Origin of the sequence: Thiothrix nivea DSM 5205 (assembly GCF_000260135.1) — a bacterium.
In the GTDB taxonomy this organism is placed as follows: Bacteria; Pseudomonadota; Gammaproteobacteria; order Thiotrichales; family Thiotrichaceae; genus Thiothrix; species Thiothrix nivea.
In genome coordinates this window covers 710,477-731,542 of the sequence record NZ_JH651384.1, presented here as the reverse complement: position 1 = coordinate 731,542, position 21,066 = coordinate 710,477, and the positions used below count along the sequence as shown (strand labels likewise).

Genomic DNA, 21,066 nt, shown 5'->3' with positions numbered 1-21,066 from the left:
TTTAGTCTGTTTTCCCAAAAAGTCGGCATGTAAATGCACAGGCTAGCGCCAATATCCCCAATATTTGCCGGTTGTCTGCACCCGGGAGAGCGCGGATAATACCCGGTTTGATGACGCAAGCGCGACAGAACGGCGGATACGATGACAGGCAAAATCTTTATTGAAACCCATGGCTGCCAGATGAACGAGTACGATTCAGCCAAGATGCTGGATGTGCTGCATCACGCGCAGGGGATGGAATTGACCAACGACCCCGAAGAAGCCGATGTGTTGTTGTTGAATACCTGCTCAATCCGCGAAAAGGCGCAAGAAAAGGTGTTCTCCCAACTGGGGCGATGGAAAGAAATCAAGCAACGCAAGCCCAATATCGTCATCGGCGTTGGTGGTTGCGTAGCCAGTCAGGAAGGCGAAGCCCTGCGCGAACGCGCCCCGGTGGTGGATGTAGTATTCGGCCCGCAAACCCTGCATCGCCTGCCCGATATGATCCGCCAGGTGCGGACGGAACATACACCGGTAGTGGACATCTCTTTCCCGGAAATAGAAAAGTTCGACAACCTGCCGGAGCCGCGCGCCGAAGGGCCGACCGCATTTGTTTCCGTGATGGAAGGGTGTAGTAAATACTGCACGTTCTGCGTGGTGCCTTACACTCGTGGCGAGGAAATTTCCCGCCCCTTCGACGACGTGATTGCCGAAGTGGTGCAGTTGGCCGCGCAAGGTGTGCGCGAGGTCAATCTGCTGGGGCAGAACGTCAACGCCTACCGGGGCAGGATGCATGACGGCTCCATTGCCGATTTGGCCACGCTGATCACCTATGTGGCGGCGGTGGATGGCATTGACCGTATCCGTTATACCACCTCGCACCCGAACGAATTCAGCGATAGCCTGATCCAGGTCTATGCGGATGTGCCGGAACTGGTCAACCACCTGCACTTGCCGGTGCAAAGCGGTTCCGACCGCATTCTGGCGGCCATGAAGCGCAATCACATGGCGATCGAGTACAAGGCCAAAATCCGCAAGTTACGCAAGATTCGCCCCAACATCAGCCTGTCATCCGATTTCATTGTCGGCTTCCCCGGCGAAACCGAGCAGGATTTTGCCGACACCATGAAACTGATCGACGAGATTAGCTTCGACCACAGCTTCAGCTTCGTCTACAGCGCCCGCCCCGGCACGCCTGCCGCCAGCCTGCCGGATGAAGTGACGCTGGAAACCAAGAAAGCCCGCCTGCAACACCTGCAAGCCCGTATCCTCGAACAGGCCAACGCCATTAGCCATGTAATGGTGGGGAGCGTGCAGCGTGTGTTGGTGGAGCGTCCTTCCAAGAAAGACCCCGCGCAAATGGCAGGCCGCACCGAAAACAACCGGGTGGTGAATTTCGACGGTCACCCGCGCCTGATCGGCAGGTTTGTGGATTTGCGGATTACGCAGGCACTACCCAATTCCCTGCGCGGCATCATCGTGGCAGTGGAAAGTGACGCCGGGCGGATGCAGATGGAACCGGTTCAGCCCTGATCCATATCCTTGATAAATTCTGCGTAGCCTTGGATGAAGGCGAGGTTTTCTTCTGCCTTGCCCACATCCACACCACGGGCTTGCAGGCGTTCCAGCAGTTCCGCGCCATTGGTTAACACGGCCATCAATTGCACTTCATCCAGAATTTGCAAGGCCAGTTGCAGGTCGTCTTTACTGGAAGACAGCAGGGTAGGGACGAGTTCATCCGGCTGCACCGGTGAGTCAGGGTTCAGCAGGTCGGCTGCCAAAGATGATTCCAGCAGGGCGAAATGCGCTTCGCGCGCGGCTTCTTCCTGATCCAGTTCCATTTGGGCTTGCACATCAGCGCCTGCACCCCGCCGCACGGCCACCATGATATGGCGGATCAGCTTGCGGATGGCGTCTTTGGGTTTCTCTTGCTCACCGCCGACGCTGGCAGCCATTTCGTAAGCTTGATCCAGACGGCTTTTCAGTTGCAGGATGACATCGCTTTCGACATTGCCACTCAGTGAGGTGGTCGTTTCCAGGGCTTGGCGGAACTCATTATGGAATGCTGTCAGGGCTTCATGATCCAGCCGTTGCGCGTCCAGCAAGGTATCGTCGTCCAGTTCAGAATTTACGGTAAACAAAGGGTTGGCTGTCTTGCGCAGCAGGTGACGTTCGTGAGCGCCGGGATGTTCACTGGGCTGGATGATCATGCGGTTTCCTTTTGTGAAGAAACCCCTCCTACCCTCCCCTTATCAGGGAAGGAACAAGAGGTGCTTCCTTTTGCATTCTTGCTCCCCTCACCCCTTGCGGGGGAAGGGCTGGGGATGGGGGGTTATTTATTGGTGTTCATGCCAATCAGTTTGTAGGCTGGGCAGAAGTTCATGTAGCCCGTTGCTACCAGCACAATGCCGATGATCAGGAACAACCAGATGGGGCTAATGATTTTCAACAGGCTCAACACTATCAAGACAGCGCCTGCACCCAGACGGATATTCCTGTCCATGCCGCCAACGTTCTTTTCCATAAGACACCTCGTTTCAGTAGTGAACACAAAAACACAAATTCATGGTAGCATCCATACCCTGAAATATTAGCAAGACCCAAGCAGAATTCATGGAATTGCAAACTGTTATACGCAAAATTACTGAAAATGGCTCACTTTCTGATGAAGAAATGACCAATACCATGCGCGCCATCATGACCGGGCAGGCGACCGCCGCCCAGATTGGCGGTTTCCTTATTGGTTTGCGGATGCGGGGCGAAACTGTCACCGAAATCAGCGCTGCTGCCAGCGTGATGCGCGAGCTTTCCGCCAAAGTACAGGTTTCTGCCGAGCATCTGGTGGATACTTGTGGAACGGGAGGCGATTCCTCCGGCACCTTCAACATTTCCACCGCCAGTGCATTAGTGGTGGCTGCAGCAGGTGGGCGGGTGGCCAAACACGGCAACCGTTCTGTCTCCAGCAAGTCCGGCAGCGCCGATGTGCTGGAAGCTGCCGGGGTGAACCTCAACATTTCCCCGGAACAGGTCGCGCAGTGCATCAACGAACTGGGGGTAGGTTTCCTGTTCGCACAATTGCACCACAGCGCCATGAAGTTTGCCATCGGCCCCCGCCGTGAATTGGGTGTGCGCACCATTTTCAATTTGCTGGGGCCATTGACCAACCCGGCCAGCGCCCCCAACCAGGTGCTGGGCGTGTTCGCTGAACAATGGGTACGCCCCATGGCGGAAGTGTTGCAAACCCTCGGCAGCCGCCACGTTATGGTGGTACATGCCGAAGACGGGCTGGATGAAATCAGCATCGCCGCACCCACCCATGTCGCCGAACTCAAAGACGGGGTAGTGAAGGAATATACCATCCAGCCGGAAGATTTCGGTCTGACCCGAGCCAGCCTCGACAGCATCAAGGTGGATGTACCAGACGCGAGTTTAAGCCTGATCCGGCAAGTGCTGGCCGGTACGCCGGGTGTTGCGCGTGACATTGTGTGCCTGAACGCTGGCGCGGCCATTTACGTTGCTGGGCTGGCCGACAGCCACGCCGCTGGTGTTGCCCAAGCCCAGCAAGCCATTGACTCCGGCGCTGCGGCGACCCGTCTGCAACAACTGACTGACCTGACCAACAGCTTCAAAGCCTGATGAGCAACCCAGACATACTGCAAAAAATCCTGCAAACCAAGCAGGAAGAAATCGCTGCCCGTTCGGCACAGCGCCCGTTGGCGCAACTGAAAACCGAGGTGGACGCCGCTTCACCGGTGCGCGGCTTCCTGCAATCCATGCGCGAGCGGCTGGCGGCTGGCGACCCGGCGATCATAGCCGAGGCCAAGAAAGCCTCCCCTAGCAAGGGACTGATCCGCGCAGATTTCGACCCGGCGGCGATCGCGCAAAGCTACGAACAGGGTGGGGCGGCCTGCCTGTCGGTGCTGACGGATGCGCAATACTTCCAGGGGCATGAAAGCTACCTGCAAGCGGCGCGCGCGGCTTGCAACCTGCCGGTTATCCGCAAGGATTTCATCGTTGACCCGTATCAGGTGTACGAGGCGCGCGCGATCGGGGCAGACTGCATCCTGCTGATCGTGGCGGCATTGACAGACGTGCAAATGACGGAACTGTACGCACTGACAACGGAATTAGGCATGGACGCACTGATCGAAGTGCATGATCAGGATGAACTGGCGCGTGCCTTGCGTCTCAATGCCCCACTGATCGGCGTCAACAACCGCAACCTGCGCACCTTCGCCACCAGCCTGCAAACCACCCTCGACCTGCTGCCGCAAGTCCCGCCAGACGTACTGCTGGTGACGGAAAGTGGTATCCACGCCCAGGCCGATGTCCAGTTGATGAGGGAACATGGCGTCCATGCTTTCCTGGTCGGGGAAGCTTTCATGCGCGCTTCAGATCCCGGCACGGAACTGAAAAAACTGTTTTTCCAGCAAGCGAGTGGTTAACCCATGTTGGTGCATCCAGACATTGACCCGATTGCGCTTTCGATTGGCCCGTTGAAAATCCACTGGTACGGGCTGATGTACGTGGTCGGGTTCCTTGGCTTCCTGATCATTGGCAAAATGCGCTCGAAAGAGCCCAATAACATCATGAATCCCGACCGGGTGGATGACATGATGTTTTGGGGTGCTATCGGCGTAGTGGCCGGTGGTCGTATCGGCTACATGCTGTTTTATAACCTGCAGAATTTCCTCGCTGACCCGCTTTCCATTTTTCAGGTATGGGATGGCGGCATGAGTTTCCATGGCGGTTTGCTGGGCGTCATCTTGGCGATGATCATGCTGGCGCGGCGCTGGGGGCTGACTTTTTTCCAGCTCAGTGATTTTGTTGCGCCGCTGGTGCCGATCGGTTTGGGGGCAGGGCGCATCGGTAATTTCATCAACGGCGAACTGTGGGGCAGGGCGACGGATGTGCCCTGGGGTATGGTGTTCCCGCAAGCACAGGATGGTCTGGCGCGCCATCCATCCCAGCTGTATCAGGCATTTCTGGAAGGGCTGGTGCTGTTCCTGGTGCTGAACTGGTTCAGGAAGCGTTCGCCGCCAACCGGAGCCATTTCCGGCTTGTTCCTGGTGGGCTACGGCATTGCCCGTATCTTGGTGGAATTTGTGCGCGAGCCTGACAAACAACTAGGTTACGTCGCCTGGGGCTGGGTCACGCAGGGGCAGGTGCTGAGCTTGCCGATGGTATTCCTCGGCCTGTTGTTTATGTGGTGGGCATACAAGGCGGCCAAACGATGAAACAGTATCTGGATCTGATGCGCCATGTGCGTGACCACGGCGTCAGGAAGGATGACCGCACCGGGACGGGTACAGTTTCCGTGTTCGGCTACCAGATGCGCTTCGATCTGGCAGAAGGTTTCCCGGTTGTCACCACCAAGAAGTTGCATTTGCGTTCCATCATCCATGAGCTGCTGTGGTTTCTGCAAGGCGACACCAACATCCGTTACCTGAAGGAAAACGGCGTCAGCATCTGGGATGAATGGGCGGATGCAAACGGTGACCTCGGCCCGGTCTACGGCTACCAGTGGCGCAACTGGCCGACCCCGGATGGTCGCCACATCGACCAGATTTCCCAGGTTATCGAGCAACTGAAACACAACCCGGATTCGCGCCGCCTCATCGTCAGCGCCTGGAACGTGGCGGATGTGGACAACATGGCCTTGCCGCCCTGCCATGCGTTTTTCCAGTTCTATGTGGCGGAGGACAAACTCTCCTGCCAGTTATACCAGCGCAGCGCGGATATTTTCCTTGGTGTGCCCTTCAATATCGCCTCCTACGCTTTGCTGACCATGATGGTGGCGCAGGTGACGGGGTTGCAAGCGGGCGAATTTATCCACACACTGGGGGATGCGCACCTGTATTCCAACCATATGGAACAGGTGGAACGGCAACTCAGCCGCGAACCGTACCCGCTGCCGCAGATGAAACTGAACCCGGCAGTGACCAAGCTGTTTGATTTTACCTACGAAGATTTCGAGCTGGTGGGCTATGAGCACCACCCGCACATAAAAGCACCAGTAGCGGTTTGACTGGAACCAGCCACTCACGCAAACTATCCGGAAGGAATAATAATAGCGCGGCCCGTATCTGCGCACCCGTCCACAGCCAGCAGCCAACCGACCCAACCACCAAGAAGGTAGTGCAATGACCCGGCAAATCAAGAAACTTTTGGTCGCCAACCGTGGCGAAATTGCCGTCCGTATCCTGCGGGCAGCAGCCGAACTCAAACTGTGTACGGTTTCCGTCTACACTTACGAAGACCGTTTCTCGCCACACCGTTACAAGGCTGATGAAGCCTATCAGATCGGCAAGGACGACGAGCCGCTCAAGCCCTACCTCGACATCGAAGCCATCATCAAGGTCGCCAAGCGCAACCATGTCGACGCCATCCACCCCGGTTATGGTTTCCTGTCGGAAAACGTCAACTTTGCCCGCCGTTGCCGCGAGGAAGGCATCATTTTCGTCGGCCCGACCCCGGAAGCGATGCAGAAACTCGGCGACAAGGTAGCCGCCAAGGAAAACGCCATTGCCGCTGGTTTGCCGATCATCGAAGACAGCAAGGAACCGCTGGATACGCTGGAAATTGCCCGCCGCGAAGCCGACCGTATCGGCTACCCGTTGATGCTGAAAGCCGCTGCTGGTGGCGGCGGCCGTGGGATGCGCGTGTTGCGCGAGCCGTCACAACTGGAGCAAGCCTACAACGACGCCCGCAACGAAGCCCTGAAAGCGTTCGGCGACAACACTGTTTTCCTCGAAAAATATATCGACTCACCCAAGCACATCGAAATCCAGATTCTGGGTGACACGCACGGCAATCTGGTGCATCTGTTTGAGCGCGACTGTTCCGTACAGCGCCGTTTCCAGAAAGTGGTTGAAGTTGCCCCCAGCACCGGCCTGAAGGACGAAACCCGCGAAAACCTCTACAAATACGCCCTCGCTATCACCCGTCACGTCGACTATTCCTGTGCTGGTACAGTCGAGTTTCTGGTCGACAACCAGGAAAACATTTACTTCATTGAGGTCAACCCGCGCGTACAGGTTGAGCACACCATCACCGAGGAAGTCACTGGTATCGACATCGTGCGCAGCCAGATCCTCATTGCTGGCGGCGCGCGGCTGGACGACCCTGAAATCGGCATCCCCAATCAGGAGTCGGTGGAATGCAGCGGTTACGCCGTGCAGTGCCGCATTACCACGGAAGACCCGGAAAACGGATTCAAGCCCGATTATGGCACTATCATCGCCTACCGCAGCAGTGGCGGCTTGGGTGTGCGCCTGGATGCGGGCGCGGCTTACCCCGGCGCGAAAGTGTCGCCATTCTTCGATTCCATGCTGGTCAAGGTCACCACCTGGGGGCGTTCGCTGGAAGGTGCGGCCAACCGCAACCTGCGCGCCTTGCGTGAATTCCGCATCCGGGGGGTGAAGACCAATATCGGCTTCCTCGAAAACGTGCTGCAACACCCGGTTTTCACTGACGGCAAATGCACGGTTACCTTCATCGACAACCATCCGGAATTGTTCCACACGCCGAAGCGTTTCGACCGGGGTACCAGAACGCTGAAATTCATCGGCAGGACGATTGTCAACGGCAACCCGGACGTGAAATACGTCGACCCGAACAAGCATTTCCGCAAGCCGCTCATCCCCGATTTTGACAAGACCGGGGCATACCCCAAGGGCAGCAAAAACCTGCTGGATGACATGGGCGCGGAAAAGTTCTGTCAGTGGGTGAAAGACCAGCCGCATATCATGTACACCGACACCACCATGCGCGATGCCCACCAATCGCTGCTGGCTACGCGCGTGCGTACCGATGACATGATGAAAGTGGCGGAAGGTTTCGCCAAAAACCATGCGCAAATGTTCTCGCTGGAACTGTGGGGCGGGGCGACTTTTGACGTGGCCATGCGCTTCCTGCACGAATGCCCGTGGGATCGTTTGAAACTGCTGCGCGAAGCTATTCCCAACATCCTGTTCCAAATGCTGTTCCGTGGCTCCAATGCGGTTGGCTACACCGCCTATCCTGACAATGTGGTGCAAGCTTTCATCGAAAAGTCGTGGGAAAACGGCATCGACGTGTTCCGCATTTTCGACTCCCTCAACTGGATTGAAGGGATGCGCAAGTCCATCCAAGTGGTGCGCGAACGTACTGGCGGTATCGCCGAAGGCACGATTTGCTACACCGGCAATGTGCTGAACAAAGACCCCTCCAACAAATTCAACCTGCAATACTACCTGGATCTGGCGAAACAACTGGAAGACGCCGGTTCGCACATGTTGGCGGTCAAGGATATGGCAGGCTTACTGAAGCCCTACGCGGCGACGGAACTGATTTCGGCGCTGAAAGAAGCGATCAGCATCCCGATCCACCTGCATACGCATGATACGGCAGGCATTCAGGCTGCGACCTTGTTGAAAGCCATCGAAAGTGGCGTGGATGTGGTCGATGGTGCGCTCAGTTCCATGTCCGGCCTGACTTCGCAAGCCAACCTGAACTCGGTGATTGCCGCGATGGAAGGCCAGCCACGCGAACAGCCTTTCGACCTCAAGTCGCTGAACGACTATGCCAACTATTGGGAAGACGTGCGCGAAATGTACTACCCGTTCGAGTCCGGCCTCAAAGCGGGTACGGCGGAAGTCTACAACCACGAAATTCCGGGTGGGCAATATTCCAACCTGCGCCCACAAGCCATCGCACTGGGTCTGGAACACAAATTTGAGGAAGTGAAGGAAAATTACGCTGTCGTCAACCGCATGTTTGGCGACATCGTGAAAGTGACGCCATCTTCCAAAGTTGTGGGCGATATGGCGATTTACATGACCTCCAACGGCTTGACCGAAGCGGATGTGATGGAACGGGGCAAGACGCTGGCTTTCCCCGATTCCGTGATCGACTTGTTCAAGGGTGGGCTGGGGCAAGTGCCGGGCGGCTTTCCCAAGGAGCTGAGCAACATCATCCTCAAGGGTGAAAAGCCTTACACGGGTCGCCCGAATGACCACCTCAAGCCGGTTGATATGGATGCCGAATTCGCCGCCTTCCAACAGGAGTTCGACCCGGAACAAACCTTCCTTGATTTCCTGTCGTTCAAGATGTACCCGGCGGTGTTCCGCGAGTTCTACAAGCACCAGCAGGAATACGGCGATGTTAGCCACTTGCCGACCCCGCTGTTCTTCTACGGTCTCAAGCTGAACGAAGAGGTGGATGTGGAACTCGGCAAGGGCAAGATGCTGATCATCCGCCTGCTGTACCGTTCGCCAGCTGATGAAAACGGTATGTGTACCGTCGCTTTCGACTTCAACGGGCAAACCCGTGCGGTGCAAATCCGTGACCTTTCCGTCAAGCCGACCAAGGCGGTCAACCGCAAGGCGGTGGAGCCGAATGAAATCGGTACTTCGCTGCAAGGCAAACTTTCCGCCGTGCTGGTCAAGGCGGGCGATGAAGTGGAGCAGAATACGCCGCTATTCGTCATTGAAGCCATGAAGATGGAAACCACCATCACCGCACCCGAGGCTGGCGTGGTCAAAAAGGTGCATCTGCATGAAGGCGAACTGGTCGAGCAGGGCGATCTGGTAGTCGAACTGGAATAATTGCCCCAAACAAGCGGGCGGATACCCGGTTATCCGCCCGGCTGGGTCAACAGGGAACAGCTTCATTGATGGATGACGCAATCAAACTCATTGCTTTTGACCTGTTCGGGGTCATCATTACCGATGGGCATCTAGTTACGAACGGCTTGTTGCCATTCTTGCCTGCCACACTGACCAAGGCAGACATCAAGCCTTGGTATAACGCCTATACGCGCGGGCAGATTCCGGAAAGTGCGTTTTGGGAAGGGCTTGGCCTGACCGCCGATACCGGGGTTCGGGAGCGCTTTCTCGGCGTGTTTGAGCTGGATGGCGAGCTGGAGCAGGTCACCCGGGCACTGGCGATGCGCTACCGGCTTGGCATCCTGTCCAACCTTGGTGCTGAATGGGGTGAAAGGCTGGAAAAGCGTTTCCGGTTTGCGGACAGGTTTGCACCGCGCATCATCAGCGGCGAGGTCAAATGCCAAAAACCGGAACCGCATATTTACGACATTTTGCTGCGGGCCAGTGGGCTTGAGGGTAGGCAGGTCGCCTTCATTGACGACAAGCTGGAAAACCTCCAGGCCGCCAGCCGTTTTGGCATTACGACCATCCATTACCAGCGCGAGCTGGATACCTGTGCCTTTAAGCCGGACTACACAATTGATAGCCTTGGTGAGCTTCTGCAAATTTTATAGCTTGCGCGCATCCATTGCCTTCAGCGAGGATATAAGCCAGCTGCTAGCTGGTTCATGTTACAATCGCCCATAGCGAAAATTTACCACCCGGGGTTATCCACTGTTCCTTATGGAGAAAATATACTTTTCCTGCTGGCTTTTTTTGCTGTCAAGTGCAGTATTGGCGGGACAGCCAGACGTCCGCACCATTGCCATGAACAATCCCGAGCAGCCTTTTGAAATGGCGGCCAAAATGCAGTGGAACCCGCATGACCAGCAGTGGGACAAGGTGCTGGTTGTTTACAACGGCAACCCCAGCCCACCGCCCAACCACCCGGTATGGGCATATCTGGGTGACCTGCAAGCTCCGCAGCGTGCCCCTGTCAAGGAAGGCGAAAACCTCTACTACAAGCCGTTTCACCTCAATGCTTACTGTGAGGGGAATACTCCGTTGACTTCCGGAAAACCGGTTTACATCAGCTTTGATAAGGACAGGTTGGGCCAATACGTCGAGAAGGACTATTTCCGCGACTGGAACTGCCCCGGTTGGGGCATGGGTCTGGATAACGTCACCATTGTCAATGGTCGGGAAGCCCGCAACGGGCAGGGGCAGGCGCTACGCATCCAGCTTCCCAAAGGTTCATCCGGCTGCCACGATGAAGCGTGTGCCAACTGGAAGCCGCATATCGGCGCGCAACTCGACAGCATGTATTATTCCTACTGGTTCAAATTTCCGGACAATTTCGATTTTGTGCTGGGGGGCAAGTTGCCCGGTATCGGCAACCTTGATGCCCGCGCCGGTGGGGGCAAACCCACTGGGCGCGATGGCTGGAGTGTGCGCGCAATGTGGGTGAAAGATGGCAAAGCGGGGCAGTATGTCTACCACATGGATCAACCCGGGTATTTCGGTGATTTTTTCGAGTGGGACGCCCCGCCCCTGGAAAAAGGCAAGTGGCATCAGGTCAAAACCTTCGTCCGCCTGAATACCCCCGGCAAGCGTGACGGTATCATTACAACCTGGCTGGATGGCAAGGAGGTGCTGAACAAGCACGGCCTGCGCTTCCGCTTGGGGTCTGACCTCAAGATTGAGCGTTTCCTGTTTTCGGTGTTTTTCGGTGGCACTGGCCCGGAATGGGCACCTAGCCGCGATATGCTGTTGTATCTGGACGATTTCACATTGTCGGCTACCCGGATGTAGTGCATGGGCGGGGCTGTTTTTTCCTGGGTAAGGTGCATCCTGTTGCTGGTGTTGTGGGCAATGCCTGCGCATGGGGAAGAGGAGGCATTTTCCACCACAGCGCTGGATGCCGTCGCCAAACAGCTGGATGAGGCGGAAGCTGGCCTGCAACGGGCTGGCGAAGACCTGGGGCGTCTGGATACCCTGACGACTACTGCCCTGGGATGGGAACAGCGCGCCCAGGATTGCGTCAGCCAGCTTGAACAAAAGCAGCAGCAAATCCAGCAAGCTGTGACCAGCCTGGGTGAGGCGCGCCCTGATGAAGACAGTGAAGTCAAACGCAAGCGTCAGGAACTGGCAACGCAAACCCAACAGACCGATAAAACCCTTTCACAATGCCGACTGCTTAGCCTGCGCGCCATGACCTTGCTGGATGAGGCCAGGCAGGCGCGGCAGTCTATCCTCAAGCAGCAGCTGTCAGCTCCTGGCCGTTCGCTGCTGGATAACCTGTACGGCGTGCTGTTGGAGCCAGGGCGCTGGAAAACAGAAACGGGGGCGTTGGTTAATACGCTGCTCACCCCGCTGGTTGATTGGCACCGCTTGCTGGTTGCGTTTGCCTATGGGGTGACGGGTTTGGTTGTGGGGATGTTCTGGAGTGTTTACAAGCGCCGCCAATATCGCCAGCAAGCGCCCGGCATCCACCATACCAGCCCAACCCTGGCAGCGGTCTGGCGTAGCCTGCTTAGGGTTATGCCTTATGCTTTGTTTGCTGGGTTGGCCGCTCTATCGCTGTATTTTTCGCCCGCTGGTGCGCCTCCCATTTTGCAATTCATGCTGGCTTTGTTGCTGTTTAGCCTTAGTTACGGCGTCCTGCATTCCTTGTTGCGCGCGACCAGCAAGGTTGAGGGCATTATTCCGGTGGTTGAGCAGACGACCGGCAGGAAGTTGCGTCTATGGGCGCGTCTTCTGCTGTTCGCTTGCATGATAGGCGTGGTGTTGCATTCACCGCTGCTGGATTCCGCCACGCCTGAATCTGCGGAACCCAGTAGTCTGGTTGGCTTGATCCGCACGGTGATTGGCACTTTGGTCGGTTTCGCCCTGGCTCGGCTGGTGTGGTTGATGTCGCGGCATTTCCTGTTCATGCAACGCACTCGGCTGCGTTTGTGGGTCAGTCTGGGGATGCTGGTGGCTGTTGCCAGCCTGTGGTTAGGCTACCGGAATTTGGCCATTTTCCTGTTCAGCGGCGTGTTCGGCACCTTGTTCCTGCTGTTGGGTGCGTGGCTGCTGTTGAAGATCCCCGCTGAAATTTTCGATGGGCTGGATGAAGGGCGCGCGTTTTGGCAACAACGTTTGCGCCAAAGCCTGGGGCTGAAGCAAGGGCAGTTTGTGCCGGGGCTGATCTGGTTGCGGTTGACCAATACCCTGATCGTGGGCGGTGGCCTGGCTATCCTGCTGTTGCGCTTGTGGGGAATGCCGGAGCAGAACTTTACCCTGCTATTGAATAAGCTGACCAATGGTTTTGATATAGCAGGGTTTACGCTGGAGCCGCTAAGGATTATCGGCGGTCTGTTGGTGTTGGCGTTGCTGGTCAGTCTGACGCATGTTTTCAAGAAGCATTTTTCTGAAACCTGGTTGCGCCGTACCACCCTCAGCCGGGGGGCACGTGAAGCCATCACCACCATTTCTGGTTACAGCGGCATCCTGCTGGCTATTCTGTTGGGGCTGGCGGTGGCGGGGATCCAGTTCGAGAATCTGGCCATCATCGCGGGGGCATTGTCGGTTGGGATTGGTTTCGGCTTGCAAAACATCGTCAACAACTTCGTTTCCGGTCTGATCCTGCTGTTTGAACGGCCAATCCGCCGGGGTGACTGGATCAAGGTGGGCGAGGCGGAAGGCTACGTGCGTGACATCAGCATCCGCTCCACTACCATCCAGACCTTTGACCGCTCCGACATTATCGTGCCGAATTCGGAAATCATTTCCGGGCAAGTCACCAACATGATGCTGAATGACAATTACGGCAGGCTCATCATTCCCATCGGTGTTGCTTACGGGTCAGATACGGAACAGGTGATGGGCATTCTGCGGGAAGTCGCCGGGAGCCACCCGCTGGTGCTGAAAGAACGTCAGGATATGAAGATTCTGGTCTTGTTCCGGGGCTTTGGGGACAATGCGCTGAATTTTGAGCTGCGCTGTTTTATCCGCGAAGTAGAAGCGAAACTGACCGTTACCAGCGACCTGAACCTGGCGATTGACAAGGCATTTCGCCAGAATAGTATCGAAGTGCCTTTCCCGCAGCGTACTGTGCATCTGGTCAAGGATGGAGCCTCCCCGGCGACCCAACATGCAGAAACACCTGCCAAACCGCCTAGTTTAGGCTAGAATACGCACTTCCCCGGTTTGGCCCCATAGTTTAATGGATAAAACGGCCCCCTCCTAAGGGGCAGCTAGTGGTTCGATTCCACTTGGGGCTGCCAACCATCCCTTTCACAGCCTCCCATAACCTCTCACAAACCCTTATGGAATACGCCTTGCAGGGGCTTTTCCGTGTCATACCCTCCCATACCCTGCCATATCATCCCACCCAATTGGCTGCATTATTGTCTACATACTTTCAACCACAACCAGAGGATGCAGCCAAAATGGAAAGAAAGTTAAGGGATTCAAAGGTTAAGAACGCAAAAACCAAACCGGACGGGAAACCCGCCATCCTGACCGACGGGGGAGGGCTTTTTCTGTACGTCACCACCCAGGGTAGATACTGGCGTTATTCCTACCGGATGGGAGGAAAACGGCAAACACTATCTATCGGCAGTTACCCGGAAATCAGCCTGGAACAGGCGCGTGAACATCACCGGCAGGCACGGGCGCAGCTTGCCCGTGGTATCAAGCCAAACAACCAAAAGCAGGCAGAAAGCAAGGTGGATACCTTCCAGACCGTAGCCCTTGAATGGTTCAACCGCAGCAAACAGGGATGGTCAGCAGGCCACGCGGAACGGATAGAAAGCTGGTTCAGGCGTGATATTTTCCCCGTGATCGGGAAAATGGATATAGGGGCAGTGACAGCAAGCGACATCATCAGGATTATCTGCAAGGTAGAAGCCAGGGGGGCAGGGGATAGCGCCAGGAGGGTAAAGCAATGTATCAATCAGGTTTTCCGCTATGCAGTAACCATGCAGCTGGCAGACCGCAACCCAGCGGCGGATATTGATACCAAGATCATTCTGAAACCGCTTGCCAGTAAAAACTTTGCAGCCATCACAGACCCGGTAAAGGTCGGGCAACTGTTGCGCAATATGGAAAACTATCAGGGTTCGTTCGTGGTGAAATGCGCGCTGCAACTGTCGGCGCTGGTGATGCTCAGGCCGGGCGAACTGCGGGCGGCTGAATGGCAGGAAATCGACCTGGATGCAGCCGTCTGGACAATCGAAGTCAGGCGCATGAAAGCCCCAACCCACATCAAACAAGCCAACCAGAGCAAGCATATTGTGCCGTTATCCCGCCAGGCCGTGGCGATCCTGCGGGAACTGCGCCCACTGACAGGGAACTTTCAGTACGTGTTCCCCAGCGCCAGGGGTGCAAGCCGCTGTATGAGTGAAAACGCGGTACGGGCGGCGCTGCGAACCATGGGATACGACAACGACACCATGACCGCCCACGGCTTCAGGGGCATGGCGTCCAGCCTGCTGAATGAGTTGGGGTGGAACCCGGACGCGATAGAAAGGCAGCTTGCCCACAAGGAACCCAACAAGATCAGGGCGGCATACCTGGATGAACGCACCCGCATGATGCAGGCATGGGCGGACTACCTGGACGAACTGAAAGCAGGCGGGCAGGTTCTGCCATTCCGGGCAAAGACACGATAACCACACAAGATAACCATGGAAACAAACACTTAGCCGGGAATCCCCGGCTTTTTTGTGCACTGAACATGAAGTTTCGTTTTCGGAACCATTACTTTTCTGGTGTCCCTAGTGTCCCTGGTGTCCCGAAGGGTTTATTTCATTGTTTCTAATGGCATTTTTTCGGGACACCAACGGGACACCATGTAAAAGTGCTGGTGTCCGTGGTGTCCTTTTTTATCATGGCAAATTCTACTATTGGTTTTTTCAATGATTCAGGCAGGGGATATGCTTTCATGCCTGGTTTGCCGTGCTACACTGCCAGCCATACAACACCGCCAGGCGGGAAACCCCGGAACCACCCAACGGGTACAGGAAACCATGAGCGACACACCCAAAAAGACTTTGACCCTCACCCGCCAGCCAGCCAGCGGCGAAGCACCCGCACCGGGCCAGGTGAAACGATCCGGCAAGCGCATCATCCGGCGCGAAGACCTGCCCACCACCCGGCAAACCGGCAGGGGCAGGGAAGGGCAAGCCCACCGCGAAGAAACCCACCCGCAAACCCGCACCCAAAGCACCCGTTACCCCACCCAGCGACCTGAAAGCCCGCGAACTGAACGACCGCCTGAACGCCTTCACCGTCTGGCGCGATTACCTGCCCTTGGCTATCGGCATCGACAAGGATGTGTTCCGCCTGGTGAATGAGGAACACTTCCCCGGCGCAAGCAAAAAAGTGGTGAGGAAAACGCTGGCCATGCACGCCAACCATGGGCGCTACCTGCAAGCCGTCACCCAGGGCGGCGCACGCTACCGCCTGGACGGCACGGAAGAGGGGGAGATTACCGGCTACCAGCAGCAACTGGCGGCGGAAACCATCGCCAAGCGGCAAGCACCGAAGGGCTGAATGTTTCTTCTCGCTTATCCAGCTTTCTGTATATACAATTAAATCATGAATACATGGGATGAAAACAAACGCACCGAAAACATGGAACGGCATGACGGCATAGACTTTGCTGACCTTGAGTGTTTGTTTGATGCGCCCATGGTGACGGTGGAAGATGCGCGGGAAGCCTACGGGGAAGAGCGGCTGCAAAGCCTTTGCTGGTATCGTGGGCGGGTTGTCTTCCTGGTATGGACAGAACGCGGCGAAGATGTGCACCTCATATCCTGCCGCTATGGTAACAAGCATGAAACACGACAATACTTCAAAGCCTTGGGGCTTTAGACCTGAGCAAATCGCAGCGGCTGTGGATGCCGCCCACGACAAGGTGGAAGACCCTGATACCCCGTATGACCCCAATGACGAAGCGGCGGTCAATGCGTTTTGGGAAAATGCCGAGGTACGGATGCCAGGGCAACGCGGCAAGCAGAAAAAGCCGGTAAAAATCCCCGTTTCCATTCGGCTTAGCGCTGAAGTGGTGGATTACTTCAAGCAGGATGGTGAAGGCTGGCAAACCAGAATGGAGGAAGCCTTGCAGAACTACATTGCAGAACACCAGAAAGCAGCCTGATTCTATCTTGATAGGGTGAGGGGCAAACCATGAGATACGCAATCATCAGAATTGAACCCAACCTGGAAGCCGACCTGCTGGACATGGGCGCGGCGTTTGTAGATGCGCTGGAAACAGGCGGCTATCAGGGGGAAGTGTTCACCTTTGAAACACCTGCAACCCTGTTTCAGGCCATCACCCCCAAGCGTTGGGAACTGCTGGACAGGCTGCAAGGCAAAGCGGCAATGAGCATCCGCGAACTTGCCAAGCAATTGGGGCGGGATGTGAAAAACGTCCACACCGACGTAAGCAGGCTGCTGGATATTGGCCTGTTGGAACGTGACGGAACCGGGCGGGTATTTTCACCCTTTGCCGAGATCAGGACAGAATTCACCTTGAAGGGCGAAGGGCAGCCGATAGCGGCGTAACAGGATGCACAAGCACAAACGGCGGGAACCGCTATCAGACGAGCACACCACCAGCCGGACACGTTCCGGCTTTTTCATGCAACCACACCACAACCAAGGCCGCACACGTTGCGGTTTTTTTGTGCCGGGGGATTGGATAACTTGCTAATCATGAATTAAACCGGGCTTTCGTTCGGCAACTTTTGCAGCGCATTTTCTTTTACGTGTTATGGCAAGAACACTAATATCCTGACCATAACCCTCGTAACGACTGGTAGTGCCACAATGTGAGCATATTCCATGCCATGTTACTTTTATTTCACCGTCTTTTCTAATGACGTTCAGCCTGCTATTGATAGCATTTGATTTGCCACAATGGGCGCAAATTACTTTCATGGCTCAATATGCGTTTCAGGGTCTTGTTTTCCCCGGCATTGCAAACGTGATGGATAGCGGTAAAGTTAGTCATTTCCGATAGCCAAGGAGAGGCTTTATGACCTCGCTCATCAGTATTTCCAGCCTGACCAGTGATGCCGCCTGTTTCGAGCAAGTCCGTTCCGTGCGTTGGCCTAATGGGGTGATTTGTCCGCACTGCGGTTCACAGGACACTATCCGTCGAGGCAAGGATGACACCCAGCAGGAACGCCAGCGTTACCAGTGTAAGGATTGCCAAAAGCGTTTTGATGACCTGACGGGAACGGTGTTTGAAGGCCACCACCAGCCGCTGAAGGTGTGGGTGTTGTGCCTGTACCTGATGTCGTTGAACCTGTCCAACCAACAAATCGCCCGCGAATTGGGGTTGAACAAGGATGATGTTCAGGCGATGACGGAACAGTTACGGCGTGGTGTCGAGAAAAAAAACGCCAGTAAACCTGTTTGGGAATGTTGAATTTGATGAGGTTTATGTCAAGGCTGGACACAAGGGAAACCCCGAAGCCGTCGCGGATGCTGGGCGTGAAGGTCGCCGCCGCGCCCTGAAAGGTGCGCCGGGGCGTGGGACACTGGAAAAGGACAAACCACCCATTTTCGGCATGATCCAGCGTTCCGGGGAGGTCGTGATCCGTATGCTGGCGAATGTGAAACAGACGACGATCAAGCCGTTGATTGTGGAAACGGTGGCAGCAGGCACGCTGGTCTACACCGATGAGTACAACATTTACAGCCGATTGGAAGAATGGGGCTATGCCCACAAAACCGTCAACCATGGCGCAGGCGAATATGCCCGTGACGAAGATGGTGACGGTTTCCATGAAGTCCACGTCAATACGATGGAAGGTTTTTGGTCACTGTTACGCTCATGGTTACGACCTCATCGGGGGATCTCACAAGAAAAGCTACCGTGTTACCTTGCATTCTTCGAGTCTCTTCACAACATCAGGAAACGGGGGCAAGCTGCCTTACAGTCCTTGCTTTCGCTGCTGTTGGGATAAGACCCTGAAACGCATATTGAGCCACTTTCATTTCCACCGATTAGCGAATTTAGGATTTTTTTCATAAAGTTCTTTTTTCGCTTCGTTATAGTCTTTTCATTTTAGTCGGCTACACTTTGTCTGTTGAATGCGTAATCAATCGCGTCGTCCAGGGTGCTACCTTTTCCCATGGCCAGACGCGCATAATGTTTCAAGGTTGCCCAGCATTGCTCGATGGGGTTGAGATCAGGCGAATAAGCGGGTAACTGAATGATACGAATCTGGTATTTCATGGCAATCGCCTCCAGGTCACCGCCTAAATGGAAGCTCGCATTGTCCCAGACAAGCACATAAGGTTTGGGCTTTTCCTGACCTTGCTGCAACGATTTTCCCAAGGCTTCCAACCATTGTTCAACAATCATCCGGTTAATGTTGCCGGTCACTACCCACGGCATTTGCCAGCTTTGATCAGAGGCGCGGATAGCGCTGATCCAGTTGCGTTTATGTCCCCGGCCTCCAGGGCGGGGGATGTCACAAGGCTCCCCTTTTTTTGCCCAGCCCCACTCATAGCGTTCGGTACTGTAGAATCCTGCCTCGTCCGCAAACAGGATATGATCCTGACCGTATTTTTTCTCCAGATGCCCAAGTAGCCACAGGAAAACCCAGCGGTCTAGCGGTTTGGCTTGCTGGTAGAAAGAACGTTTTTTTTATGGCTCCAACCGATCCGTTGCAGCCATTTATGCAGGCCACGATAAGAAATGGCCTTGCCATAATGCGCTTCAAAGCGTGGCAGCAAATCCTCGATGCGTTCAAACGGGGTTTCGCTCTCCACCCATTGCCGAAAAGCTTCAACGTCTTTCACCTTATGGCTGTGCCCAGGGCGGGGATGTGTCCGGGGTTGGAGGCTGCCGGTTTCTTCCCTCAGGGCCAACCATTTGTCCAGGGTGCTGCGGGCTATGGAAAACGTCCCACAAACGTGGGATTTATGTTTGCTCTTGTCATAGGCAGCAACAACACGTTCACGGAGATCCTTAGAGTAGTAAGTCGGCATGATGAAGGATGGGGAAGTTGATCATCCGTCCTATTGTAGCTGACTAAAATGAAAAGACTATAGACTCAATAAATCCACGCTTCAACGTAGTATTTTTTCCATCTCTGATAAAGTCTTGTAATTTACAGATATGTTCCCATCTGTCGTAATTGTCCCCCCACAACTTATGTGCAATAGTGTTAAGGTTTTCATAGGTTTCTTTTGCTGCTTCGAGTTGTTCAAAAATCGGTGTTTTTATGGCATTGTATTGCAATAAAAGCAGGTTGTGGCATGATATTTTTTCAATTTCAGCATAAATAGAAATATCTGCAACAATGAGGCTTTCAGCCTTTTTACATCCTTCGATTTTGCCTGAAATTTCTTGCTGTTGGCTGTTGTTTTCTTGTAACTGTGATTTGCGGTTATTTTCAATCAAATCAGCGCCTACAATGTCACCACTTGCCAGTTTTTCGGCGTAGTCTTGCGACTTGCATTGTAACAAGGCATCAGCTTGCTTAAGCTCTTGCAATTCAACTTCAAGCCCTTCCTTATAAGATGCAAGATCAGATAGGCGGTTTTCTAGTGCTGTTTTTTGTTCATTAATAACAAAAACATGCATTTCATTAGATTCAATGCTGTCAACTTCAAGCGTTTTTAGGTTAGCTTTGTATTTGTCGTGGCTTTCCCCAAACCCTTTTACCTGAAAACCCATTATTGAACGTGATTCTAATCTAGTACCATTCCTCTTATTCTTTTCTTCCTCTATCAAGGCGGCTCTTTCTGCTTTTAGTTGTTTTGCTGTATGGAACACATTGTTGATATGTTCAATTGCTTCTGGTGATACTGTTTCACTGGTGTTTTCAATGGCTTCAAACATGTTTATTTATCCTGAAAAGTAAATGTTAGTGCTATCAATAAAACCATATAACAGGGCATACCACAATAGGCGGCGATGTAAATATTTAAAATAAATTATCATGTTTCGGTTGTTTGCGTTATTTATTAATTATCGGCTATCTTTGTGTTTTGCTTCGTTTGGGCGTTTTGCGACAAATACGCCTTTATGAATGGGCTTTGAACGCTTCACAAGCTGCTTATGTGCGGCCTTGCTCCCCCTTAAATATCGCTTTGTGCGTCTTGTCGTTGCTTGTGCGATGTGCCAAACCGACGAAATAAGTAAAAAAATTGAAAAAACCCGGCAAGTGAGGAGGAGTGCGAGGCATCCCCCCAGCGCTCCCCGTTTCGGTTTATTTAATTTCTTAGAAAAAGCCAGTAAGTTTATGAATTGTTTTCATTTTCTTATTATGGTTTTCATTAGTTGTTCACCATCCTGCAAGTGGTCGCGGTGTGACATGATTGTGACATGGTGTGACACAATGAAAGCCAGACACCAGTATTCTGATTTGCCCAAATATCAGACGCCGCGCAAATGACACAAACAATACAAAGCCATAGGATGGGCAAACCGAAACAAACAGAGGATAAGCAA

The 21,066-nt window shown here is 54.4% G+C and carries 20 protein-coding genes, 1 tRNA gene and 1 pseudogene; 17 read left to right on the top strand and 5 right to left on the bottom strand.

Annotated features, from left to right (window positions below; genetic code table 11):
- Positions 1-141 precede the first annotated feature (141 nt).
- On the top strand, positions 142-1,512 hold the full coding sequence (gene miaB / locus THINI_RS03825) for a tRNA (N6-isopentenyl adenosine(37)-C2)-methylthiotransferase MiaB (protein WP_002707343.1): 1,371 nt from the start codon (positions 142-144) through the stop codon (positions 1,510-1,512).
- Here the strand turns inward: miaB and THINI_RS03820 are convergent.
- Both THINI_RS03820 and THINI_RS03815 read right to left on the bottom strand, forming a co-directional pair.
- A complete protein-coding gene (locus THINI_RS03820; protein WP_002707342.1) occupies positions 1,503-2,189 on the bottom strand; it encodes a hypothetical protein in 687 nt (228 codons plus the stop codon). The two genes, miaB and THINI_RS03820, sit on opposite strands and share 10 nt — an antisense overlap.
- 122 nt (positions 2,190-2,311) lie before the next feature.
- Positions 2,312-2,503: a YgaP family membrane protein gene (locus THINI_RS03815; RefSeq protein WP_002707341.1), complete on the bottom strand. Its 192-nt coding sequence runs from the start codon at positions 2,501-2,503 to the stop codon at positions 2,312-2,314.
- An 89-nt stretch (positions 2,504-2,592) separates the two neighbouring features.
- On the opposite strand from THINI_RS03815, the gene trpD reads away from it, so the two are divergent.
- The 16 genes and pseudogenes from trpD to THINI_RS27150 all read left to right on the top strand — a co-directional run bounded on the left by trpD (position 2,593) and on the right by THINI_RS27150 (position 18,568).
- Positions 2,593-3,615 (top strand): anthranilate phosphoribosyltransferase, encoded by a 1,023-nt coding sequence (gene trpD / locus THINI_RS03810; RefSeq protein ID WP_002707340.1) that lies wholly within the window; start codon positions 2,593-2,595, stop codon positions 3,613-3,615.
- Positions 3,615-4,424 carry an indole-3-glycerol phosphate synthase TrpC gene (gene trpC, locus THINI_RS03805; RefSeq protein WP_002707339.1) on the top strand — a complete coding sequence of 270 codons (810 nt, stop codon included), beginning with the start codon at positions 3,615-3,617 and terminating at the stop codon, positions 4,422-4,424. Before trpD ends, trpC begins: the two co-directional genes overlap by 1 nt.
- A 3-nt stretch (positions 4,425-4,427) precedes the next feature.
- Positions 4,428-5,216: a prolipoprotein diacylglyceryl transferase gene (gene lgt, locus THINI_RS03800; RefSeq protein ID WP_002707338.1), complete on the top strand. Its 789-nt coding sequence runs from the start codon at positions 4,428-4,430 to the stop codon at positions 5,214-5,216.
- Positions 5,213-6,007, top strand: a complete 795-nt coding sequence (locus THINI_RS03795; RefSeq protein WP_002707337.1) for a thymidylate synthase — start codon at positions 5,213-5,215, stop codon at positions 6,005-6,007. The genes lgt and THINI_RS03795 overlap by 4 nt, the downstream gene beginning before the upstream one ends.
- 115 nt (positions 6,008-6,122) lie before the next feature.
- The gene (locus tag THINI_RS03790; RefSeq protein WP_002707336.1) at positions 6,123-9,566 is read left to right on the top strand and encodes a pyruvate carboxylase; all 3,444 of its coding nucleotides are present in this window, start codon (positions 6,123-6,125) and stop codon (positions 9,564-9,566) included.
- 68 nt (positions 9,567-9,634) lie between these two features.
- A complete protein-coding gene (locus THINI_RS23155; protein ID WP_002707335.1) occupies positions 9,635-10,240 on the top strand; it encodes an HAD family hydrolase in 606 nt (201 codons plus the stop codon).
- Positions 10,241-10,433: 193 nt separating this feature from the next.
- Complete coding sequence (locus THINI_RS03780; protein WP_040839987.1) at positions 10,434-11,417, top strand: polysaccharide lyase; 984 nt, start codon at positions 10,434-10,436, stop codon at positions 11,415-11,417.
- Positions 11,418-11,420: 3 nt separating this feature from the next.
- Positions 11,421-13,778 (top strand): mechanosensitive ion channel family protein, encoded by a 2,358-nt coding sequence (locus THINI_RS23150; RefSeq protein ID WP_002707333.1) that lies wholly within the window; start codon positions 11,421-11,423, stop codon positions 13,776-13,778.
- 20 nt (positions 13,779-13,798) lie between these two features.
- Positions 13,799-13,873: transfer RNA gene (locus tag THINI_RS03770), tRNA-Arg, on the top strand.
- A 165-nt stretch (positions 13,874-14,038) separates the two neighbouring features.
- Positions 14,039-15,262 carry a tyrosine-type recombinase/integrase gene (locus tag THINI_RS03765; protein ID WP_002707332.1) on the top strand — a complete coding sequence of 408 codons (1,224 nt, stop codon included), beginning with the start codon at positions 14,039-14,041 and terminating at the stop codon, positions 15,260-15,262.
- Between the two features lie 264 nt (positions 15,263-15,526).
- Complete coding sequence (locus THINI_RS24980) at positions 15,527-15,946, top strand: hypothetical protein (protein ID WP_154724339.1); 420 nt, start codon at positions 15,527-15,529, stop codon at positions 15,944-15,946.
- Positions 15,927-16,145: a ProQ/FINO family protein gene (locus THINI_RS03755; protein ID WP_245536678.1), complete on the top strand. Its 219-nt coding sequence runs from the start codon at positions 15,927-15,929 to the stop codon at positions 16,143-16,145. The genes THINI_RS24980 and THINI_RS03755 overlap by 20 nt, the downstream gene beginning before the upstream one ends.
- Positions 16,146-16,190: 45 nt before the next feature.
- The gene (locus THINI_RS03750) at positions 16,191-16,466 is read left to right on the top strand and encodes a BrnT family toxin (protein ID WP_002707331.1); all 276 of its coding nucleotides are present in this window, start codon (positions 16,191-16,193) and stop codon (positions 16,464-16,466) included.
- A complete protein-coding gene (locus tag THINI_RS03745) occupies positions 16,429-16,752 on the top strand; it encodes a BrnA antitoxin family protein (RefSeq protein ID WP_002707330.1) in 324 nt (107 codons plus the stop codon). Before THINI_RS03750 ends, THINI_RS03745 begins: the two co-directional genes overlap by 38 nt.
- Before the next feature lie 29 nt (positions 16,753-16,781).
- Positions 16,782-17,159, top strand: coding sequence for an HVO_A0114 family putative DNA-binding protein (locus THINI_RS03740; protein ID WP_002707329.1), 378 nt, complete (start codon positions 16,782-16,784; stop codon positions 17,157-17,159).
- A gap of 472 nt (positions 17,160-17,631) precedes the next feature.
- Positions 17,632-18,568: pseudogene (locus THINI_RS27150) on the top strand (IS1595 family transposase).
- A 101-nt stretch (positions 18,569-18,669) separates the two neighbouring features.
- On the opposite strand, the gene THINI_RS26245 reads toward THINI_RS27150, so the two are convergent.
- From THINI_RS26245 to THINI_RS03715, 3 genes are all read right to left on the bottom strand, one after another.
- Entirely contained in the window at positions 18,670-19,155 is a 486-nt protein-coding gene (locus tag THINI_RS26245; protein WP_245536675.1) for a transposase, read from the bottom strand.
- Between the two features lie 62 nt (positions 19,156-19,217).
- On the bottom strand, positions 19,218-19,598 hold the full coding sequence (locus THINI_RS26240) for a helix-turn-helix domain-containing protein (protein WP_040838909.1): 381 nt from the start codon (positions 19,596-19,598) through the stop codon (positions 19,218-19,220).
- A gap of 43 nt (positions 19,599-19,641) precedes the next feature.
- Entirely contained in the window at positions 19,642-20,454 is an 813-nt protein-coding gene (locus tag THINI_RS03715) for a hypothetical protein (RefSeq protein ID WP_002707328.1), read from the bottom strand.
- Positions 20,455-21,066: the final 612 nt, after the last annotated feature.

Bases quoted from the DNA above. Each gene is read 5' to 3' on its own strand.
- THINI_RS03795 (WP_002707337.1), top strand. From the start codon at position 5,213: ATGAAACAGTATCTGGATCTGATGCGCCATGTGCGTGACCACGGCGTC.
- THINI_RS03750 (WP_002707331.1), top strand. From the start codon at position 16,191: ATGAATACATGGGATGAAAACAAACGCACCGAAAACATGGAACGGCAT.
- THINI_RS23155 (WP_002707335.1), top strand. From the start codon at position 9,635: ATGGATGACGCAATCAAACTCATTGCTTTTGACCTGTTCGGGGTCATC.
- THINI_RS24980 (WP_154724339.1), top strand. From the start codon at position 15,527: ATGCTTTCATGCCTGGTTTGCCGTGCTACACTGCCAGCCATACAACAC.
- THINI_RS03740 (WP_002707329.1), top strand. From the start codon at position 16,782: ATGAGATACGCAATCATCAGAATTGAACCCAACCTGGAAGCCGACCTG.
- THINI_RS03745 (WP_002707330.1), top strand. From the start codon at position 16,429: ATGAAACACGACAATACTTCAAAGCCTTGGGGCTTTAGACCTGAGCAA.
- trpD (WP_002707340.1), top strand. From the start codon at position 2,593: ATGGAATTGCAAACTGTTATACGCAAAATTACTGAAAATGGCTCACTT.
- THINI_RS03820 (WP_002707342.1), bottom strand. From the start codon at position 2,189: ATGATCATCCAGCCCAGTGAACATCCCGGCGCTCACGAACGTCACCTG.
- lgt (WP_002707338.1), top strand. From the start codon at position 4,428: ATGTTGGTGCATCCAGACATTGACCCGATTGCGCTTTCGATTGGCCCG.
- THINI_RS03815 (WP_002707341.1), bottom strand. From the start codon at position 2,503: ATGGAAAAGAACGTTGGCGGCATGGACAGGAATATCCGTCTGGGTGCA.
- THINI_RS23150 (WP_002707333.1), top strand. From the start codon at position 11,421: ATGGGCGGGGCTGTTTTTTCCTGGGTAAGGTGCATCCTGTTGCTGGTG.
- trpC (WP_002707339.1), top strand. From the start codon at position 3,615: ATGAGCAACCCAGACATACTGCAAAAAATCCTGCAAACCAAGCAGGAA.
- miaB (WP_002707343.1), top strand. From the start codon at position 142: ATGACAGGCAAAATCTTTATTGAAACCCATGGCTGCCAGATGAACGAG.
- THINI_RS03715 (WP_002707328.1), bottom strand. From the start codon at position 20,454: ATGTTTGAAGCCATTGAAAACACCAGTGAAACAGTATCACCAGAAGCA.
- THINI_RS03765 (WP_002707332.1), top strand. From the start codon at position 14,039: ATGGAAAGAAAGTTAAGGGATTCAAAGGTTAAGAACGCAAAAACCAAA.
- THINI_RS03790 (WP_002707336.1), top strand. From the start codon at position 6,123: ATGACCCGGCAAATCAAGAAACTTTTGGTCGCCAACCGTGGCGAAATT.
- THINI_RS03780 (WP_040839987.1), top strand. From the start codon at position 10,434: ATGAACAATCCCGAGCAGCCTTTTGAAATGGCGGCCAAAATGCAGTGG.
- THINI_RS26240 (WP_040838909.1), bottom strand. From the start codon at position 19,598: ATGCCGACTTACTACTCTAAGGATCTCCGTGAACGTGTTGTTGCTGCC.